Source organism: Salinigranum sp., assembly GCF_041641895.1.
Taxonomy (GTDB): Archaea; Halobacteriota; Halobacteria; order Halobacteriales; family Haloferacaceae; genus Salinigranum.
This window is the reverse complement of record NZ_JBEPXO010000001.1, coordinates 67,616-84,769: the sequence shown is the minus strand read 5'-3', so window position 1 is coordinate 84,769 and position 17,154 is coordinate 67,616. Positions and strand designations below refer to the sequence as shown.

Annotated in this window: 17 protein-coding genes; 13 read left to right on the top strand and 4 right to left on the bottom strand. The window is 69.5% G+C overall.

The window, feature by feature from the left end; genetic code table 11:
- Positions 1-407 precede the first annotated feature (407 nt).
- The gene (locus ACESK5_RS00430; protein WP_372909559.1) at positions 408-713 is read left to right on the top strand and encodes a hypothetical protein; all 306 of its coding nucleotides are present in this window, start codon (positions 408-410) and stop codon (positions 711-713) included.
- Positions 714-730: 17 nt separating this feature from the next.
- Here ACESK5_RS00430 and ACESK5_RS00425 read toward each other — a convergent pair whose 3' ends face one another.
- The 3 genes from ACESK5_RS00425 to ACESK5_RS00415 all read right to left on the bottom strand — a co-directional run bounded on the left by ACESK5_RS00425 (position 731) and on the right by ACESK5_RS00415 (position 3,191).
- Positions 731-1,441, bottom strand: a complete 711-nt coding sequence (locus ACESK5_RS00425) for an NTP transferase domain-containing protein (RefSeq protein ID WP_372909558.1) — start codon at positions 1,439-1,441, stop codon at positions 731-733.
- Entirely contained in the window at positions 1,438-2,664 is a 1,227-nt protein-coding gene (locus ACESK5_RS00420) for a molybdopterin molybdotransferase MoeA (protein WP_372909562.1), read from the bottom strand. The genes ACESK5_RS00425 and ACESK5_RS00420 overlap by 4 nt, the downstream gene beginning before the upstream one ends.
- Positions 2,665-2,768: 104 nt before the next feature.
- Entirely contained in the window at positions 2,769-3,191 is a 423-nt protein-coding gene (locus tag ACESK5_RS00415; protein ID WP_372909557.1) for a hypothetical protein, read from the bottom strand.
- A 195-nt stretch (positions 3,192-3,386) separates the two neighbouring features.
- Between ACESK5_RS00415 and ACESK5_RS00410 the strand changes: the two genes are divergently transcribed.
- The 10 genes from ACESK5_RS00410 to ACESK5_RS00365 all read left to right on the top strand — a co-directional run bounded on the left by ACESK5_RS00410 (position 3,387) and on the right by ACESK5_RS00365 (position 13,874).
- Positions 3,387-3,548: an AbrB/MazE/SpoVT family DNA-binding domain-containing protein gene (locus ACESK5_RS00410; protein ID WP_372909561.1), complete on the top strand. Its 162-nt coding sequence runs from the start codon at positions 3,387-3,389 to the stop codon at positions 3,546-3,548.
- A gap of 156 nt (positions 3,549-3,704) precedes the next feature.
- Positions 3,705-4,295, top strand: coding sequence for a CoxG family protein (locus tag ACESK5_RS00405; protein WP_372909556.1), 591 nt, complete (start codon positions 3,705-3,707; stop codon positions 4,293-4,295).
- Between the two features lie 9 nt (positions 4,296-4,304).
- Positions 4,305-5,168, top strand: coding sequence for a xanthine dehydrogenase family protein subunit M (locus ACESK5_RS00400; RefSeq protein WP_372909555.1), 864 nt, complete (start codon positions 4,305-4,307; stop codon positions 5,166-5,168).
- On the top strand, positions 5,165-5,785 hold the full coding sequence (locus ACESK5_RS00395; protein WP_372909554.1) for a (2Fe-2S)-binding protein: 621 nt from the start codon (positions 5,165-5,167) through the stop codon (positions 5,783-5,785). The genes ACESK5_RS00400 and ACESK5_RS00395 overlap by 4 nt, the downstream gene beginning before the upstream one ends.
- The gene (locus tag ACESK5_RS00390) at positions 5,782-8,265 is read left to right on the top strand and encodes an aerobic carbon-monoxide dehydrogenase large subunit (RefSeq protein ID WP_372909553.1); all 2,484 of its coding nucleotides are present in this window, start codon (positions 5,782-5,784) and stop codon (positions 8,263-8,265) included. The genes ACESK5_RS00395 and ACESK5_RS00390 overlap by 4 nt, the downstream gene beginning before the upstream one ends.
- Positions 8,266-8,400: 135 nt before the next feature.
- A complete protein-coding gene (locus tag ACESK5_RS00385) occupies positions 8,401-9,558 on the top strand; it encodes an XdhC family protein (RefSeq protein ID WP_372909552.1) in 1,158 nt (385 codons plus the stop codon).
- Complete coding sequence (locus ACESK5_RS00380) at positions 9,555-10,535, top strand: AAA family ATPase (protein ID WP_372909551.1); 981 nt, start codon at positions 9,555-9,557, stop codon at positions 10,533-10,535. Before ACESK5_RS00385 ends, ACESK5_RS00380 begins: the two co-directional genes overlap by 4 nt.
- 12 nt (positions 10,536-10,547) lie before the next feature.
- Positions 10,548-11,864: a VWA domain-containing protein gene (locus tag ACESK5_RS00375; protein WP_372909550.1), complete on the top strand. Its 1,317-nt coding sequence runs from the start codon at positions 10,548-10,550 to the stop codon at positions 11,862-11,864.
- Between the two features lies 1 nt (position 11,865).
- Positions 11,866-12,699 (top strand): Rossmann-like domain-containing protein, encoded by an 834-nt coding sequence (locus ACESK5_RS00370; protein ID WP_372909549.1) that lies wholly within the window; start codon positions 11,866-11,868, stop codon positions 12,697-12,699.
- Positions 12,696-13,874, top strand: coding sequence for an XdhC family protein (locus ACESK5_RS00365; RefSeq protein ID WP_372909548.1), 1,179 nt, complete (start codon positions 12,696-12,698; stop codon positions 13,872-13,874). Before ACESK5_RS00370 ends, ACESK5_RS00365 begins: the two co-directional genes overlap by 4 nt.
- A 2-nt stretch (positions 13,875-13,876) precedes the next feature.
- On the opposite strand, the gene ACESK5_RS00360 is transcribed toward ACESK5_RS00365, so the two are convergent.
- On the bottom strand, positions 13,877-14,479 hold the full coding sequence (locus ACESK5_RS00360) for a hypothetical protein (RefSeq protein ID WP_372909547.1): 603 nt from the start codon (positions 14,477-14,479) through the stop codon (positions 13,877-13,879).
- A 124-nt stretch (positions 14,480-14,603) separates the two neighbouring features.
- Between ACESK5_RS00360 and msrA the strand changes: the two genes are divergently transcribed.
- Together msrA and ACESK5_RS00350 are read left to right on the top strand one after the other, a co-directional pair.
- The gene (gene msrA, locus ACESK5_RS00355; RefSeq protein WP_372909546.1) at positions 14,604-15,140 is read left to right on the top strand and encodes a peptide-methionine (S)-S-oxide reductase MsrA; all 537 of its coding nucleotides are present in this window, start codon (positions 14,604-14,606) and stop codon (positions 15,138-15,140) included.
- Positions 15,141-15,507: 367 nt separating this feature from the next.
- Entirely contained in the window at positions 15,508-17,019 is a 1,512-nt protein-coding gene (locus ACESK5_RS00350) for a lipopolysaccharide biosynthesis protein (RefSeq protein WP_372909545.1), read from the top strand.
- Positions 17,020-17,154 lie beyond the last annotated feature (135 nt).

Sequence of the window (17,154 nt, the reverse complement as noted above, 5' to 3'; positions counted from 1 at the left end):
TCGTATTCTCGCTGTCGGTCGGGTTCGTCTTCGCGTTCCCCGTCAACGCCGTGCTGGTCCGCTTCGGTGTCAAGGAGGGGATGAAGAACCCCGCCGAGATGGGACAGAGCCAGGGCGGACAGGCACAAGCCGCCGACTAGTCGGGGCTCGTGCCGCGTCGGCGTGTCGCGTCCCGTCGCACCACACAGCGTTCCGCCGGACCGGAGGGTACCCGCCCGCTCCGCACGGCACCTCGCCACGGCACGGCCAGTGCTCCACGCGAGGGCCTGACCTCCATCGCGCTGCGACGGCGAGATTGACTCGAACGATTGACTCGAACGGTTGAATTATATATCGTCTGGTCTTTTAGACGGGACGAACCGTGTGGCGTGACGGGATGGCCCCGCCCGTCGGCGCGATGGACCCTCATGTGTCGAGAACTGAACCGCGAACCGGTCTGGGTCGCCGCCATCAGACTCGCGTATCTCCGCGGGTCCGTCGACGTCGACAGCGTCGTCGAGGAGGCGAACCTCGTCGCGGGACGCGAACGGACCGTCACGGACGTCCTCGGGACGATGTGCGACCGGGGACTGCTCCGGGAGGGACCGCAGTTCGACGAGACGGGCCGGTACCTCGTCGGTCCGAGCCTCCAGCAGTCGGCACCGTCGCCCACGTCGGTCAAACGGCTCTCTCGACACGGCGTCCACCAGTGGGCGAGGCGCGCGGACGACTGACGGCTGGCGCCTGACGATTACCACCGTTCGAGGTCCGCGGGTGTGTCGACGTCGTGGCGGACGCCGTCGTCCCCCGTCTCGACCAGCGCCGAGCGCGCCCCCTCCTCGAGAATCCGTCGTCCACCCCTGTCGCCCGAGACGTCGGTGAGCGCGTCGAAGTGTCGGCGGTCGAAGAGCACCGGGTTCCCCCGCACCCCTCCGACGGCGGCCGCCAGCGCCGTCCACTCGCCCGTCCGGTAGGCGGTGACGAGTGACCGCACGCTCTCGGGGTCGACTGCGGGCATGTCGCCGAGTGCGAAGACGACGGCGTCGACTGCCTCGCCGTCGAGCGCCTCGACCCCCCGCCGGACAGAAGTCGCCTGTCCGTCGTCGTACTCCGGGTTGGTCACGAGGGTGAAGCCGAGGCCGTCGAGCGCGGCGGCGACCCGGTCACGCTGGTGCCCGACGACGGCGACCAGCGGGTCGAGTCCCGCCTCGACGAGCGTCCGGGCAGCGTGGCGGACGAGCGGGTCGCCGTCGAGCGAGGCCAGTAGCTTGTTGGCCTCGCCGAACCGCGAACTCGTCCCCGCGGCGAGGAGGACGCCGGCCACGCGGGGGGTGTTCCCGTCCCTCCCTGTCGCCCCACCCGCTGCCGGCGGGTGGACGACGGGCAGTCCCTCGGACTCGGGGTGTCCGTCGGTGGCCCGCTCGTCGGCCTGCCGCCGCTCACGCTCGCCTTGCTCCGTCATCGCTCGACGACGTCGTACGGGACGACGTCGACGGTGGCGCCGGCCTCGACGCCCGCGTCGGTGACGACGAACCCGTCCGCACGGGTCGCCCGCGTACTGGAGGAGAGGACGCTCGGGTCGAACGTCTCGTCGTAGACGGTCAGCGGGGAGTCGACGTGGCCCAGCGGGAGGGCTTCGCGCCCGTCCCCGTCGCCCGACAGCGTGACCGGCACCACGTAGTCGAACCCCTCGACGCCGATGTCGAACCCGCGCGTGAGCGTCGCCGTCACGGTGGGGCGCACCGCGTACGCGTCGCCGACGAAGAATGGGCGCGCGACGAGCGTCGTGACGGCGTGCGCGCCGACCGGTTTCCCGGGGATGGCGAAGGCGACGGCGTCCTGGTCGGGGAGGGACGCGACGGCGATGGGCTTGCCCGGGCGGATGCGGACCCGGTGGAACAGCACCTCGCCCAGATCGGCCAGCGCACGGACGGCGTAGTCCTTCTTCCCGACGCTCGTCCCTCCGGTGGTGACGACGACGTCGTACTCGGTAGCCAACTCGCGGACCCGGTCGCGGACCGTCTCGTAGTCGTCGGGGACCGACCCTTCGTACGTCGCCGCGTGCCCCCACGAACGGACGAGCGCTCCCAGCATCGGCGAGTCGAGGTCTGTGTGTCGGCCCTCGTGTATCTCGGTGCCGGTGGCGAGCAACGCCACCGAGAACCGCTCGTGGACCTCGACCGACTCGTGGCCGAGGTCACGGAGCAGGATGGCGTCCTTCGCGGAGAGACGCTCCCCCGCCGAGAAGAGCGTCTCGCCCGCGGAGACGTTGCTCCCGCGGCGGTAGACGTACGTCCACGGTGCGAGCGTCGGCCCGTCGAGGTGTTCCTCCCCGTCCGCGTCGGTGACCGTCGCCTCCTCGCGTTTGAGGACCGTGTTCGCACCCGGCGGGAGGGGGGCGCCCGTGGCGATACGGACCGCTTCTCCGTCCCCGATCTCGGGAGGTTCGTCCTCGGGGAAGACGGAGTCGTCGCGCAGGCGGAGCGGGTACGCGTCCGTCGCGTCGAACGCGAACCCGTCCATCGTCGCGTGTGAGTGCGGTGGCTGGTCGACGTCGGCGACGACGTCCGTCGCGAGCGTCCGCCCGCCGACGTCGGAGAGTGGCACGGTCTCGGCCGACCGCGTCACGAGGACGGACTGCCGGAGCGTGTGGACGCGCCGTGCCGCCTCCGGGACGGTGAGCATCACGTCGTACGGCGGCGACTCGTCGGTGTCGGGGGTGTCCTGTGTCACGCCCCGCGGGTTAGCGAGGGTGGTTGTTAAATCCTCTCACGCGGTGGGGTGACACGTCAGGCGTCGGCCGGGTCGAGCGCCGCGGCGACGGCCGCCAGCGTCGCCCGGAAGTCGTCGTCGTCGACGTCCGTCTCGCGGACGGCGTAGTGGACGAGCATCACCATCTCGCCGTCCGGCGCGGACGCCCCCCGGTGGTCGGTCCGGTCGACCGGGAACGGTCCCCGCTCGAGCGCCGCTCTGACCCGCGTCTCGTCCGCCTCCGGAACCCTGAGCTGGACGCCGAGCCTGCGCGCCGGCGGTGCCCACACGATGCCGCTCCGGTTGAACGCCGTCACGAGGCTGTCGTCGCCGAGCCGTGCCGCCGTCGACGGGTGGAAGAAGTCGACGACGCACTGCCCGCCGGTCTGTGTCTGCCGGGACCGGACGAGGCGGTCACCGACCAGTTCGTCGACAGCCTCGAAGAAGCGAGCACAGTCCATGCCCTCCCCCTACGCGTGGTGCGGTATAATACCAGGCGCCGGTCCGGGCGACGGACGGTGGGTGACGAACCGGGCGACGACTCCCCGGGTCGGCCCGCCCGGGCGGTCCATCGCTGCCGGTCGCGCGGAGACGACGTTCCCGTCCACGACAACGTTGATTACGACTGACGTCTATGCAGGCCCTAGGTGAAATCTATGGGATTGCTCGCGGACACGAAAATCTCGGAGAAGAATCTCACGACCATCCCGAAACCCGTCCGGAACTTCCTCGACGTCGGCGAGGGTGACCGCGTGGAGTGGCACGTCGAGGACGGCCACGTCATCGTTCGCAAGGTCGTCTCGTCGTCCGACGACTGACTGTCGGGTACCCGTTCCCTCGCTCTCCACCGCCGTCCGCGCCCCCCATCGCCGGCCTCTGTTCGACGCGAACACCCGGTTTTTCAGTAACGTTTATGAGAGTGGCTACTCGTCACACGCACGAGTCTTAGCACTCGCATAGGGGCTAGTACAAGAATGGAGTTCAGTGGTGAATTCGAACTGGAAGGTGTATCGCCAGAGGACGCGTGGATCGTCCTCTCGGATCCAATCGCAGTACGTGACGCCCTCAAGGGGTGCCGCTACATCACGAGAATCGAGGACGGTGACTTCAATTTCGACGAGTACGAACCGGAGGAGGACATCGAGACGCTCCCGGACGCCGACCCCGACGTCGTCGCCGAGCGAGCGTTCGTCGAGGGTGGTGTCTACGCCGCGCTGATGCAGGTCGGCGTCGGCAGCGTCAAGCCGCGGTTCGAGACGCGCGTCACCATCCAGGAGCGCGAGTTCCCGCACATGGTCGCGACCGGCGGCGGCGACGCCTCGAACAGCAGTTTCGAGATGGAGTCGTGGATGGACATCGAGGAGACGGAGACCGGCTCCGTCGTCAAGTGGGGGACGCAGGCCGACGTCTCCGGGCGTATCGCCCAACTCGGTGGCCGCGTCATGAACCCCGTCGCGGACAAGATCGTCTCGAACTTCTTCAAGAACATCCAGAAGCAGATGGCCGGGTTCGAGGAGAGTGAGAAGTCGAGCGGCATCCGTGACCGACTCAGCGGGCTCCTCTGACCGCGACCCATGAAAGCAGCACAATTCGAACACCACGAACCGACGACAGTCGACGAGGCGGTGAGCCTCCTCGACAGTCTCGACGAACCGACCATCCTCGCGGGAGGACAGAGCCTCATCCCGATGATGCGCTTCCGACTCGCGCGTCCGGAGACGGTCATCGACCTGAACCGCATCGCGGAACTCGACTTCCTCGAGGAGACGGACGGCCACCTCCGTATCGGCGCGCTCTGCCGCCACGTCGACGTCGAGGAGTCCGACCTCGTCGCTGAGAAGTACGGGAGTTTCTTCGACGCCGCACCGCTGGTGGCGGACCCACAGATCAGGAACCGGGGGACAGTCGTCGGCAGCGTCGCCCAGTCGGACCCGAAGGGCGACTGGGGGACCGTCCTCCTGGCGCACGACGGCGACGTCGTCGCCAACGGCCCCGACGGCGAGCGGGTCATCCCGGCGGAGGAGTTCTTCCTCCTGCCGTACGACAACATGCTGGACGAGACGGAACTCATCACCGAACTCCGCGTCCCCGTTCCCGCCGAGGGAGAGGGCAGCGCCTACCACAAACTGAAGCGCAAGGTGGGCGACTACGCGATGGTCGGCGTCGCCGCTCGCGTCGTCCTCGAAGACGGCGTCATCACCGACGCCGGCGTCGCGCTCACGGCCGTCGACATCACGAACATCGCCGTTCCGGACGCCGCGGAGATTCTCGTCGACGAGACGCCCTCCGGCGACCTGTTCAAGCGCGCGGGCGAGGCCGCGGCCGAGACGGCTCACCCCGAGTCGGACGAACACGGGAGCGCCGACTACAAGGAGAACATGACGCGCGTACTGACCCAGCGGGCGCTCGCCTCGGCCGTGGAGCGTGCACGACAATGAGCGAGAAGGACATCACCATCACCGTCAACGGCACCGAACGGGAACTGAGCGTCGAACCGCGTCGACTCCTGGTCCACGCCATCCGCGAGGACCTCGACCTCACCGGAACGCACATCGGCTGTGACACGGGTAACTGCGGCGCGTGCACCGTCTACAAGGACGGCGAGGCCGTCAAGTCCTGTCTGATGTTCGCCGTCCAGGCCGACGGGGCCGACGTGACCACCGTCGAGGGGATGGCGGACCTCCCCGAGGCGGGGATGGGTCGCTCCGACGACCTCCACCCCATCCAGGAGGGCTTCCGGCAGATGCACGGCCTGCAGTGCGGCTACTGTACGCCCGGCATGATCATGGCGGGGAAGGCGCTGCTGGAGAAGAACAGCGACCCGACCGAGGCGGAGATTCGCGAGAACATCAGCGGCAACCTCTGCCGCTGCACCGGCTACCAGAACATCGTCAAGTCCATCCAGTACGCCGCGGACGTGTTCAACGACCGCGAACCGCCCGAGTCGCCGGTCGAGAACCCCCAAGAACAAGAGGCCGCCGCCGACGGCGGCTTCGACTGCGGCGCCGGCTGTGGCTGTGACGTCGAGTTCGACGGCGAGGAGGTGGACCGATGAGCAGCGAGAGCGAGAAACCCGACGCGAAGTACCGACACGACGAGGACGGCGGTCCCGACCCCGAGACCCACCACGGCCACGGCCGCGGTGGGATGGGCGAGGAGGTCAAACGCAAGGAAGACCGCCGGTTCATCACGGGACGCGGCAACTACGTCGACGACATCAAGAAGGACGGGATGCTCCACTGCCAGGTCGTCCGGAGCCCCCACGCCCACGCGTACGTGAAGTCCATCAACAAAGACCGGGCGCTGGCCGTCGACGGCGTCGTCGCCGTCCTCACGGCGGAGGACCTCGCCGAGTACGACCTGGCGACGATGCCGACGCTGATGGACGACACTCAGGACGTCCTCGTGCAGGACAAGGTGAAGTTCCAGTCACAGGAGGTGGCGGCGGTCATCGCCACCGACCGCTACATCGCGAGGGACGGCGCGGACAAGGTCGAAGTCGAGTACGAGACGCTCGACGCCGTCGTGGACGCGCGGAAGGCGCTCGAACCCGACGCCCCTCTCGTCAGGGACGACATCGAGGACAACGACTCGAACCACATCTTCACCTGGGAGACGGGCGACAAGGAGGCCACCGAGAAGGCGTTCGAGGAGGCCGACGTCACCGTCGAGCAGGACATGTACTACCAGCGCATCCACCCCGCGCCCATCGAGACCTGTGGCTGCGTGGCCGACTGGGACACCGCCAACGAGAAGATGACGGTCCACCTCACCTCGCAGGCGCCCCACGCCCACCGGACGCTGTTCTCGATGGTGTCGGGTATCCCCGAGCACAAGGTGCGCATCGTCAGCCCCGACGTCGGCGGCGGATTCGGCAACAAGGTGCCAATCTACCCGGGGTACGTCATCGCCGCCGCGGCGTCGTACGTCATCGGGCAGCCCGTGAAGTGGGTCGAGGAGCGGTCGGAGAACATCCAGACGACGCACTTCGCGCGCGACTACGAGATGACCGGGCGTGTCGCCGCCACGAAGGACGGCATCATCCAGGGCATCGACGTGGACGTCCTCGCCGACCACGGCGCGTACAACGCCGCGGCCCAGCCGTCGAAGTTCCCGGCGGGCTTCTTCAAGATATTCACCGGGTCGTACGACGTCCCGGCCGCGTACTGTACACTCGACGCGGCGTACACCAACACCGCCCCCGGCGGCATCGCCTACCGGTGCTCGTTCAGGGTTACAGAGGCAGTGTACCTCGTCGAGCGGATGGTGAAGGTGCTCTCACAGGAACTCGACATGGACCCCGCCGAGATTCGGCGGAAGAACTTCATCCCGAAGGAGGCGTTCCCGTACGAGTCGGCGACGGGGTGGACGTACGACTCCGGCGACTACGAGCGTGCACTCGACAAGGCGCTGGACGCCGTCGACTACGAGGGACTCCGCGAGGAGCAGCGACGCCGCCGCGAGGCGGACGACGACAAACTCCTGGGCATCGGCTTCTCGACGTTCACCGAAATCGTCGGTGCCGGCCCCGGCAAGCAGTGCGACATCGCGGGCGTCGAGATGTTCGACTCCGCGGAGATTCGCGTCCACCCGACCGGCAACGCGACGGTGCGCATCGGCGTCCAGACGCAGGGGCAGGGCCACGAGACGACGTTCGCTCAAATCGTCGCGGAGGAACTCGGCCTCGACGTCGAAGACATCACCGTCGAACACGGCGACACCGACACCGACCCCTACGGGCTGGGGACGTACGCGTCCCGGTCGACGCCCGTCGGGGGGGCCGCCACCGCGGTGGCCGCCCGGAAGGTCCGCGAGAAGGCCAAGAGCATCGCCGCGAACGAACTCGAGGTGGCGGAGGAGGACGTCGTCTGGGACCGCTCGACGGGGGCGTTCCAGGTCAAGGGTGCACCCGACCGCACCGTGACGATGAAGGAGGTCGCCTTCGCCTCCTACACCAACTCGCCGCCGAACGAAGAGCCCGGACTGGAGGCGGTCGACTACTACGACCCGCCGAACATGACGTTCCCGTTCGGCGCGTACGTCTGCGTCGTCGAGGTCGACCGCGAGACCGGCGAGGTGGACATCCGGAAGTTCTACGCGCTCGACGATTGCGGTAACAGGATCAATCCGATGGTCATCGAGGGCCAGGTCCACGGCGGCCTCGCGCAGGGCATCGCCACCGCGATGCTCGAAGAGGTGACGTTCGACGACAACGGCAACGTCACCGCGGGTGACTTCATGAACTACCTGCTCCCGACGGCGATGGAGATTCCGCACATGGACACCGACTACACGGTGACGCCGTCACCGCACCACCCCATCGGTGCGAAGGGCGTCGGCGAGTCCCCGACGGTGGGGTCGCCGCCGGCCATCGTCAACGCCGTCGTCGACGCGATGGCACACGCCGGGGTGCGCCACGTCGACATGCCCATGACTCCCGACCGCGTCTGGTCGGTCATGAACGAGGCTGGACTGACGCTCGACCCGGCCGAGCGCTTCGACTTCGACGCGGGCGAGACGTCCGCAGACGACTGAGGCCCCGACCCGACCGACGGCGGGTCGGCAGGGTCGGGCCGTCCGACGCCGGCCGTTCACCGTCGTCGACAGAGTCACCGAGTCACCGAGCCACCGATTCACCGAGCCACCGACCCAACGCACACCACAGACCAGATGACAGACGACACCGACGCCCAGACCCAGACGGACACCAGCGGCCGCTCGAGAGACGCCGCCGCCTCACCGGAGACTGTCGACCGAGTCGCCCGAGAGTACACCGAAGCGGGTCGTCCGTTCGCGCGGGTGACCGTCGTCCGCCGCGAGGCGCCCGTGTCGGCGCACGTCGGCGACCGAGCCGTCGTCACGCCCGACGGCGAGCTACTGGGCTGGATCGGCGGCGTCGCCTGCGCCCAGTCGGTCGCCATCCGCGAGGCGAAGGCGGCCCTGGAGACCGGCGAGCCGAGACTCGTCGGCATCGCGCCCGACCCCGACACCGTCGACCGTCCCGGTCTGGAGGCGTTCCCGATGCGGTGTCACAGCCAGGGGACGCTCGAACTGTTCGTGGAACCGGTGACGACCCCGGCGCGGCTCGTCGTCGTCGGCGACTCGCCCATCGGGCGGGCGCTCGTCCGGCTGGCGAGCGAACTCTCGTTCGCGGTGACCGCCGTCGTCCCCTCGGGTACCGAAGTCGCGGGCGCCGACGAGGTGGCGACTGCGACCGACGACGTGGACGCCCTCGCCGAGATCGTCCGCGGTGCGACGTGGGTCGTCGCCGCGTCGATGGGTGCGACCGACGACGTCACCGTCGCGGCGGCCCTCGCGTCGGGGGTTCCGTACGTCGGCCTCGTCGCCAGTCGTCGGCGCGCGGACGAACTCTGCGAACGGGTCGCCGACCGGACCGGCCGCGCCGCCGACGAGGTTCGCGCCGCCGTCACCTCGCCCGCCGGTCTCGACATCGGGGCGAAGACGCCCGAGGAGGTCGGCGTGAGCGTGCTCGCGGAACTCGTTGCCGTCCGACGCGCCGGTGAGGTGACGGACGCGGGGACGCTCGACGCGGCCACGACCGGCGAGTGGTCGGAGACGGGGACGGCGACCACGGACGCGTCCGCGGACGAAACCGCCACGGACAGCGACGGAGCGGGTGAGCCGAACGGCACCGTGGCCACCGAGAGAGCGGTCGTCACCGACCCGGTCTGTGGGATGGACGTCGTCGTCGGCGAAGCGGCGGCGACTGCCACCCACGACGGAGAGACCTACCACTTCTGTGGCGTCGGCTGTCGGGAGGCGTTCGTCGACGACCCTGCGCGGTTCCTGGAGCGTGTCGAGTCGTGACGGGCCCCGTCTCGTCGGTCACCGAGGACGAACTCCGCGAGCGGTTCGAGGCGGCCGACTACGTCGCGGACGACACGCTCGTGACGACGGTGTACCTCGCGCTCCGGCTGGGCAAGCCGCTCCTCATCGAGGGGGAACCCGGGAGCGGCAAGACCGAACTCGGCAAGGTGCTGGCCGAGAGCTTCGCGACGGAGCTCATCCGGTTACAGTGCTACGAGGGCCTCGCCGCGGAGAACACCCTCTACGAGTGGAACTACACCAAACAGTTGCTCGCGGTGCAGTCGGGCGACACCGTCGAGGACGGCGTCTTCTCCGAGGAGTACCTCTTCGAGCGACCGCTCCTGCGCGCGCTGACTCACGAGGGCGACACGCCTCCCGTCCTGCTTATCGACGAAGTCGACCGGGCAGACGAGGAGTTCGAGGCGTTCCTCCTGGAGGTGCTCTCTGACTTCCAGGTCACCATCCCCGAGTTCGGCACGGTGGCCGCGGAGACGCCCCCCATCGTCATCATCACCTCCAACCGCACGCGGGGGCTGTCGGACGCACTCAAGCGCCGGTGTCTCTACCTGCACGTCGAAGCCCCCTCTTACGAGACCGAGCGGGAAATCGTCCGCCGGAAGGTGCCGCAGTTGGACGCGACGGTCGCCGCCGAGGTGTGCGCCATCGTCGCGGAACTCCGCGAGAACGCCTTCCTGAAGCGCCCGGGTGTCGCCGAGACGCTCGACTGGGCGCGGGCGGTGGCGGAGTTGCGCCCGCCCGACGACGGCTCCGACATCGACGCCGAAGAGATCGAACGGACCATCGGCACGCTCCTGAAGGAGGTCGAGGACGTCCAGCGGGTGGACGCGACCCTCCTGGAACGTCTCGAGCGAGCGGCGCGTGAGGCGCGCGAGGCGACCGAAGGGGCCGAGCGAGACGAGGGGCGCGCCGACGGCACGGTCGAACCGACGACGAGCGACGGCGCGGCCGACCACTGAGACCCGAGAGCCATGGACTCGTTCGACGAGACGCCCGACTTCGTCGCCGCCCGCGACCACGTCCTCGGAGAGGTGGTGTCGTTCGTCCGGACGCTCCGTCGGAACGGGCTGTCGGTCCCGGCGAACGCCGCACTCTCCGCGACTGAGGCGCTCTGTACGGTCGGCCTCCGGGACCGAGCGGGCGTCTACGCGGCGACGCACGCCACGCTCGTCACCGACGCCCGCGACACCGAGACGTTCGACGACCACTTCCCCGAGTTCTGGTACCGCCTCCGGACGGGGCTGGAAGCGACCGCCACCAGCGACGACGTCGGCGACCGCTCGGGGAGCGGGGCGTTCTACGGCGCGAACGACGGTGCCGACGAAGCCGTCGCTGCGGGCGGTGGCGACCCGGCCGGGAGCGGTGGAGGCGGCGACGACCCGGCCGACGACGCGGTCCGGGAGCGGCGACTCGTCGACCACGACGCGGACGGCGGCGACACCGACGAGACGGAGACCGAGCGGAGTCGTGCCTCGACGTACAGCGCCGGCGGCGCGGGGAGTGAAGTCGACGAGGAGGGACGGCGTCGGCCGCTCGACGCGGCCGCGGTTCGGCAGTTCGAGCGGGCGCTCTCGACGCTCTCGGGGCGGCGGTGGACCGCGGGTGGCGGTCGACGGGTCGACGCGCGGCGCGCCCTCCGGTCGAGCGTCAGCACCGGCGGGGCGGTCGTGTCGCTGCCGACGCGGGAGCGGAAACCGACCGCGTTCCGCACCTGCGTCCTCGTCGACGTGAGCCGGTCGGTTCTCGACACCATCGACCGCGGCTTCCTTCTCGGGTTCCTCGACGCGCTGGTCTCGGACGGGCGCGGCGTCCGCGTCTTCTTCTTCGACACCGACGTCCGCGAGGTGACCGACGTCTTCACGGCGTCGCGTGGGAACCCCGCCGCCGCGCTCGAACGCGCCGAGGTGGCGTGGGGCGGTGGCACGCGAATCGGGCACGCGCTCGCGGAACTCCGGAAGCGGTGGCCCGACGCCGTCGACCGCCGGACGGTCACGCTCGTCGTGAGCGACGGCCTCGACGTCGGCGACGTCGCCGACCTCGAACGGGGGATGACGTGGCTCGCGGGCCGGTCGCGGGCCGTCCTCTGGCTGAACCCGCTCGCCGCGTCGGCGAAGTACGAACCGACCTGCCGGGGGATGGCGGCGTCGCTCCCGTACGTCGACGGGCTCTTCGCGCTCTCGGGGTCGGAAGACCTCGCGGAGGTAGCGCGTCAGGTTCGGCGACACGGGCCGCACGGTCCCATCGGCTACGAACACGACTTCCGCGAGCGGACGCCGGAGGCGACCTGAGATGTCTGCGCCCGCCGACGCCGAGGCAGTCGTGCGGGAGGTGCGCGACGCGCTGTCGACGCGGGCCGCGGCGGCGACCGAGCCGCACGTCACCGTCGGCGACCGGGCGCTCCTCGTGTCGTGTCGCCACCCCGACGAGGGAACGCTGGCAGGCGTCGCTCACCGCCCCCGGGGGTCGGTCGAGAGGACGGACACAACCGTCGAACGACTCGCGCAGCAGGCCACCGACGCGCCCCCCGGGAGCGTGGCCCGGGCGGTCGGTCTCGCGACGCTGAACGCGCTGTCGGCCCCGAACGTCGACTGGCTGGCCGGCGACCCGATGGCGGCGCTCGACGCCTCGGTGGAGACAGTCGCGACCGTCGGCCTGTTCCGCCCCTCGTTCAAGAAGTTCGGCGGCGTCTCCGTCCGGGTCGTCGAGCGGGACGTCGGCGGCATCGACCCCGAGTCGCTCCCGACCGACGTCCCGACGACGCTCTTCGCGCCCGGGGCGGCCGACGCGGCGTTCGACGGCGTGGACGTCTGCTTCGTCACCGGGTCGACGCTCGTCTACGGCGGCATCGACGCGTACCTCGCGGCGGCCGAGCGAGCGGCGGTTCCGCTGGTGGTCGTCGTCGGGGCGACTGCCTCGCTGCTCCCCGACCCGCTGTTCGACCGTGGCGTCGGCGTCGTCGCCGGCGCGCGAGTCCGCGACGTCGCGAGCGTCCGCGAGCACGTCGCCGCGGGCGACTGCGGGACCGACCTCCACGACGCGGGCTTGCAGAAGGTGTACTGCGCGGCCGACACGGCGCTGCCGGGGCTACAGTTACCACCCGAGCGAACCAACACTGACACATGACCGACACACACCACACGGACGAGACGGACGGGGACGCCAACTGGAGCGTCCCCGAGACGGAGGTACTGGCACAGGCACGCCGCCTGCTGGAGAGCGACCGCCGCGCCGTCCTCGCGACGGTCATCCGCGTCGAGGGCAGCGCGTACCGCCGCCCCGGCGCGAAGATGGTCATCCCCGAGGACGGCGAGGGCGTCGGACACATCACCGCCGGCTGTCTCGAAGAGGAGGTACAGGCGCTCGCGAGCGACGTGCTCGACGCCGGTTCCCCGCGCGTCGAACACTACGACCTCATGCCCGAGGCGGACGACGACGTCTGGGGGCTCGGGGTGGGCTGTAACGGCCGAATCGACATCCTGCTGGAACCGCTCGACGAGACGTACCGCCCTGCCGTCGACGCGTTCGCGGCGGGAGCCGACGTCGGTGTCCTGACCGTCACCGACGGGGCGAACGCGGGCGCGCGAGCCTACTACGACCCGGCGTCGGAAGCGTTCGACCTCGGCGAGCGGTTCGACGCGGACCTGGCCGAACGGGTGCGCGGAGTCGCCGCGGAACTGACCACGCGAGGGAAGGCCGACTCCGTGACCGTCGACCTCGACGGCGAGTCGGTGACCGTGTTCGTCGATGGCCTCGCCGCCCCCGCGAGGCTCGTCGTGGTCGGGACCGGTCACGACGTCGGCCCCATCGCCGAACTCGGCTCGCAGGTCGACTTCCGGGTCTCCGTCGTTGGCTTCCGTGGCGCCGCCGCCACGGCCGACCGGTTCCCCGCCGCCAGCGAGGTGGTCTCGACTTCGCCCGCGCGGATGACGGAGGAGTTCGACTTCGACGCGAACACCTACGTCGTCGTCGCGACGCACAACTACGTCGACGACCGCCTCGCTGTCGAGGCACTGTTGGAGACGGACGTCCCGTACGTCGGTCTGATGGGCCCGCACGAACGGTTCGAGGAGATGCTCGACGACTTCGAGGCGGAGGGGACGACCTTGTCCGACGCGCAACTCGACCGCCTGTACACGCCGGTCGGCCTCGACCTGGGCGGTGGGTCGCCGTACCAGATTTCGCTCTCCATCGTCTCGGAAGTGCTCGCCGTGAAGAACGACCGCGAGCCGAGACACCTCCGCACGCGGGAGGGGACCATCCACGACCGCGTCGAACTGTCGACGGACGGGTCGGGCTGAGGTTACTCTTCGAGGGCGTCGACGACGTCCGTCCAGGACTCGACGACCGTCGCGCCGTCACAGGCGGCGGCGTCGCTGTAGGGCTGGCTGAACAGCAGGCCGTCCATCCCCGCGTCGAGAGCGTCGGCGACGTTACCGTGGTAGTCGTCGACGAGCGCCCGTCCCGCCAGTTCGGCCTTGTTCTCGGGCACCTGTTCGACGAACTCGTCGTACGGGATGTCGTGGTCACGGAGCCACGTCCGCGTGTGGTCGTGCGTCTCGGGCGGACGGTGCGTGGCGATGGCGACGTGGTACTCCTCGCCGAGGCGGGCGAGCGCGTCGGCCGCGCCAGGCATCGGGTCCATCCCGCCGAAGTACCACCCGGGGTCGCGGCGGAACGCCTCGAAGATGAGGTCGCCGATGTGGTCGTGTGCGTCGTGGCCCGGAATCCGGTAATCCCACGCCGTCACCTCCTCGGGGCGGAGCGAGACGCCGTACGTCTCGTCGAGGTACTGGCAGGCGCGGGGCAGTTGCCACGCGAGGGTGCCGTCGACGTCGACGAGGATGCGGTCAGGGTCGGGGTCGTGGCCGGTGGAGGGGGTCGGTGAGTCGCGTGCCGCGGTCATCTGCGGGGGTGTAGGCGCTACAGCGTACATAGGTCTCTCGTCGCCCGCGACGGACGCCTCCGGGACACGACGGGCCAGTGTCGGTGCCGCGGAGGCTTTACCCACAGAGTCCCTACCGGAGACCATGGCCGAAACCGACTACGCCACGTTCGGTGGTGGCTGTTTCTGGTGTGTCGAGGCGGCGCTGAAAGAACTCGGCGGCGTCAGAGAGGTGACCTCGGGGTACGCCGGCGGCGACACCGAGAACCCGACGTACGAGGCCGTCTGCTCCGGGAAGACCGGCCACGCGGAGGTGGTCCAGGTCGCGTACGACCCCGACGTCATCTCGTACGAGGAACTGCTCGAGGTGTTCTTCGCGGTGCACGACCCCACCCAGTTGAACCGGCAGGGCCCCGACGTCGGCTCGCAGTACCGCTCCATCGTCCTCTACCACGACGACGAGCAGCGCCGTCTCGCCGAGGCGTACATCGAGGCACTGGACGAGGAGTACGACGACAGCGTGGTGACCGAACTCGAACCGCTGGAGACGTTCTACGAGGCCGAGGCGTACCACCAGGACTACTTCGAGAAGAACCCGAACGACGCGTACTGTAACTTCCACGCCAGACCGAAAGTTGAGAAGGTGCGAGAGAAGTTCGCGGCGAAGGTGAAACAGGCCTGAGTTCAGGTATCCCGTCGATGTATCGGTGAACCGAACGGGTGAGCGACTGAACGGGCAACACGACGAGCAACGTCCGGAGCACGCTCCGATAGCCGTGACGAGTCGACCTCGTGAGTCGCCCGCTGGGGACGCCGCCGGAGAGGAGTGTACCGGGAGAGCAGCGACTGACCGTGACGGGGCCCACCTGCCGGACGGTTCCTGTCCCGACGAGCCTGGGGCCGTGTGATCCGTCTCCGTTAGGCCGTGTAGAACCAAGACACACCGGAGTCGGAGCACGCGAGACGCCACGGCCGCCGGGACGGCTGGTTCGATCGGTACGATCCTCATAACAATACGCAGACAGACGTACCACTCCAGTGATCTCTGTATGCGCCGCTTCCTCGCCGCTCTCCATTCGGTACTGGTCCCGACGGGCGATCTCGCCACCCGGAGCATCCGCTCCGGCGCGTGGGAACTCGGGCTGAACCTCGCTACTCGGGGGCTCGAACTCGTCGTCCTCGTGGTCCTCGCGCGCCTCCTCACGCCCGCCGACTTCGGCCTCATCGGCATCGCGCTGCTCACCTTCGGTGGTGTCAACCGCCTCACCCGCCTCGGCCTCGACGAGGCGCTCGTCTACAACGCGGAGGCGAACGTCGACCGCTATCTCGACACCGCCTGGACGCTCAGTGTCGCCCGCGGGGTCGCCCTCGGCGCGTTCATCTTCCTCGTCGCGCCAGTCGTCGCTGGCGCGTTCGGCGAACCACGCGCGACCGACGTCGTCCGCGGTGTCGCGCTCATCCCCGTCATCAGCGGCCTCCGGAATCCCGGCGCGATGTACTTCGTGAAGGACCTGCAGTTCCACCGGCAGTTCGTCTACCGCTTCTCCGGGTCGTTCGTCGACTTCGGTGTCGCACTCGCGTTCGCACTCGCCTTCCGGAGCGTCTGGGCACTCGTCTTCGGCTACCTCGCGGGGGAGGCGACCCGTGCGTTCGTGTCGTACCTGCTGCACCCGTACCGCCCGTCCCCGAGATTCGACCGCGCGCTCGCGTCCGAGATGCTCGGCTACGGCAAGTGGATCACCGCGAACAACGGCCTCGCGTTCCTCCTCGGGAAGGGAGACGACGTCTTCGTCGGCTGGTATCTCGGTGCGACGGCGCTCGGCCTCTACCAGGTCGCCTTTCGGACCGCGAGCGCGCCCGCGACGGAGGTGACGAAGACCGTCTCGAACGTCATCTTCTCGACGTACGCGAAACTGCAGGGCGACGACGTGGCACTCCGCCGAACGTTCGTCCGCACGATGCGGCTGGTCAGCCTCGTCTCGTTCCCCATGGCGGTCGGCATCGTCGTGGTCGCGCCCACGTTCATCGAGGGCGTCCTCGGTTCGCAGTGGCTCCCCGCGACGGGCGCGATGCAGCTGCTCGCCGTCTACGGCCTCCTCGTCTCGCTGACGGCGGCGTTCCACCAGATCTGGAAGGCGCTCGGCCGCCCCGACTACATCACCCGTGTCGGGATGCTCCGGCTCGGCGCACTCGCGCTCGCCGTCCTGCCCGCGACGGCCGCGTTCGGTATCACCGGGACCGCAGGAGCGGTGGCCGGCGTCTACGTGTTCGTAGCACTCCCCGTCGACCTGTTCTTGATGCGCCGGCTCATCGGCGTCGGCCCGCGACAGGTGGTGACGGAGCTGGCCGTCCCGCTCGTCGCGAGCGTCGGCATGGCGGTCACGACCCTGTTCGTTCGCGAGACTGTCACTGCCGTCCCGCCGCTCGTCGAACTCGTCGTCCTCGTCGCGGTCGGGGGAGCCTCCTATCTCGTCTTGCTCGTCGGCCTCGATCGACAGTTCTCGTGGGGACTCCGCGGGAACCTCCGAGCGGTCACGGGGGCGTTCGGTCGCTCCGGGTGACCCGACGTCTCGTTGTCACACCGGGCGGCACCGCCGACACACGTGTCTCGGTCGACACTGGTCGCTGCGCTCCGTCGAGGCGGTGTCGCGTCGGAGTCCCCGTCCACAGCGGCCCGGCGGCGGGAAGCCAGGTCA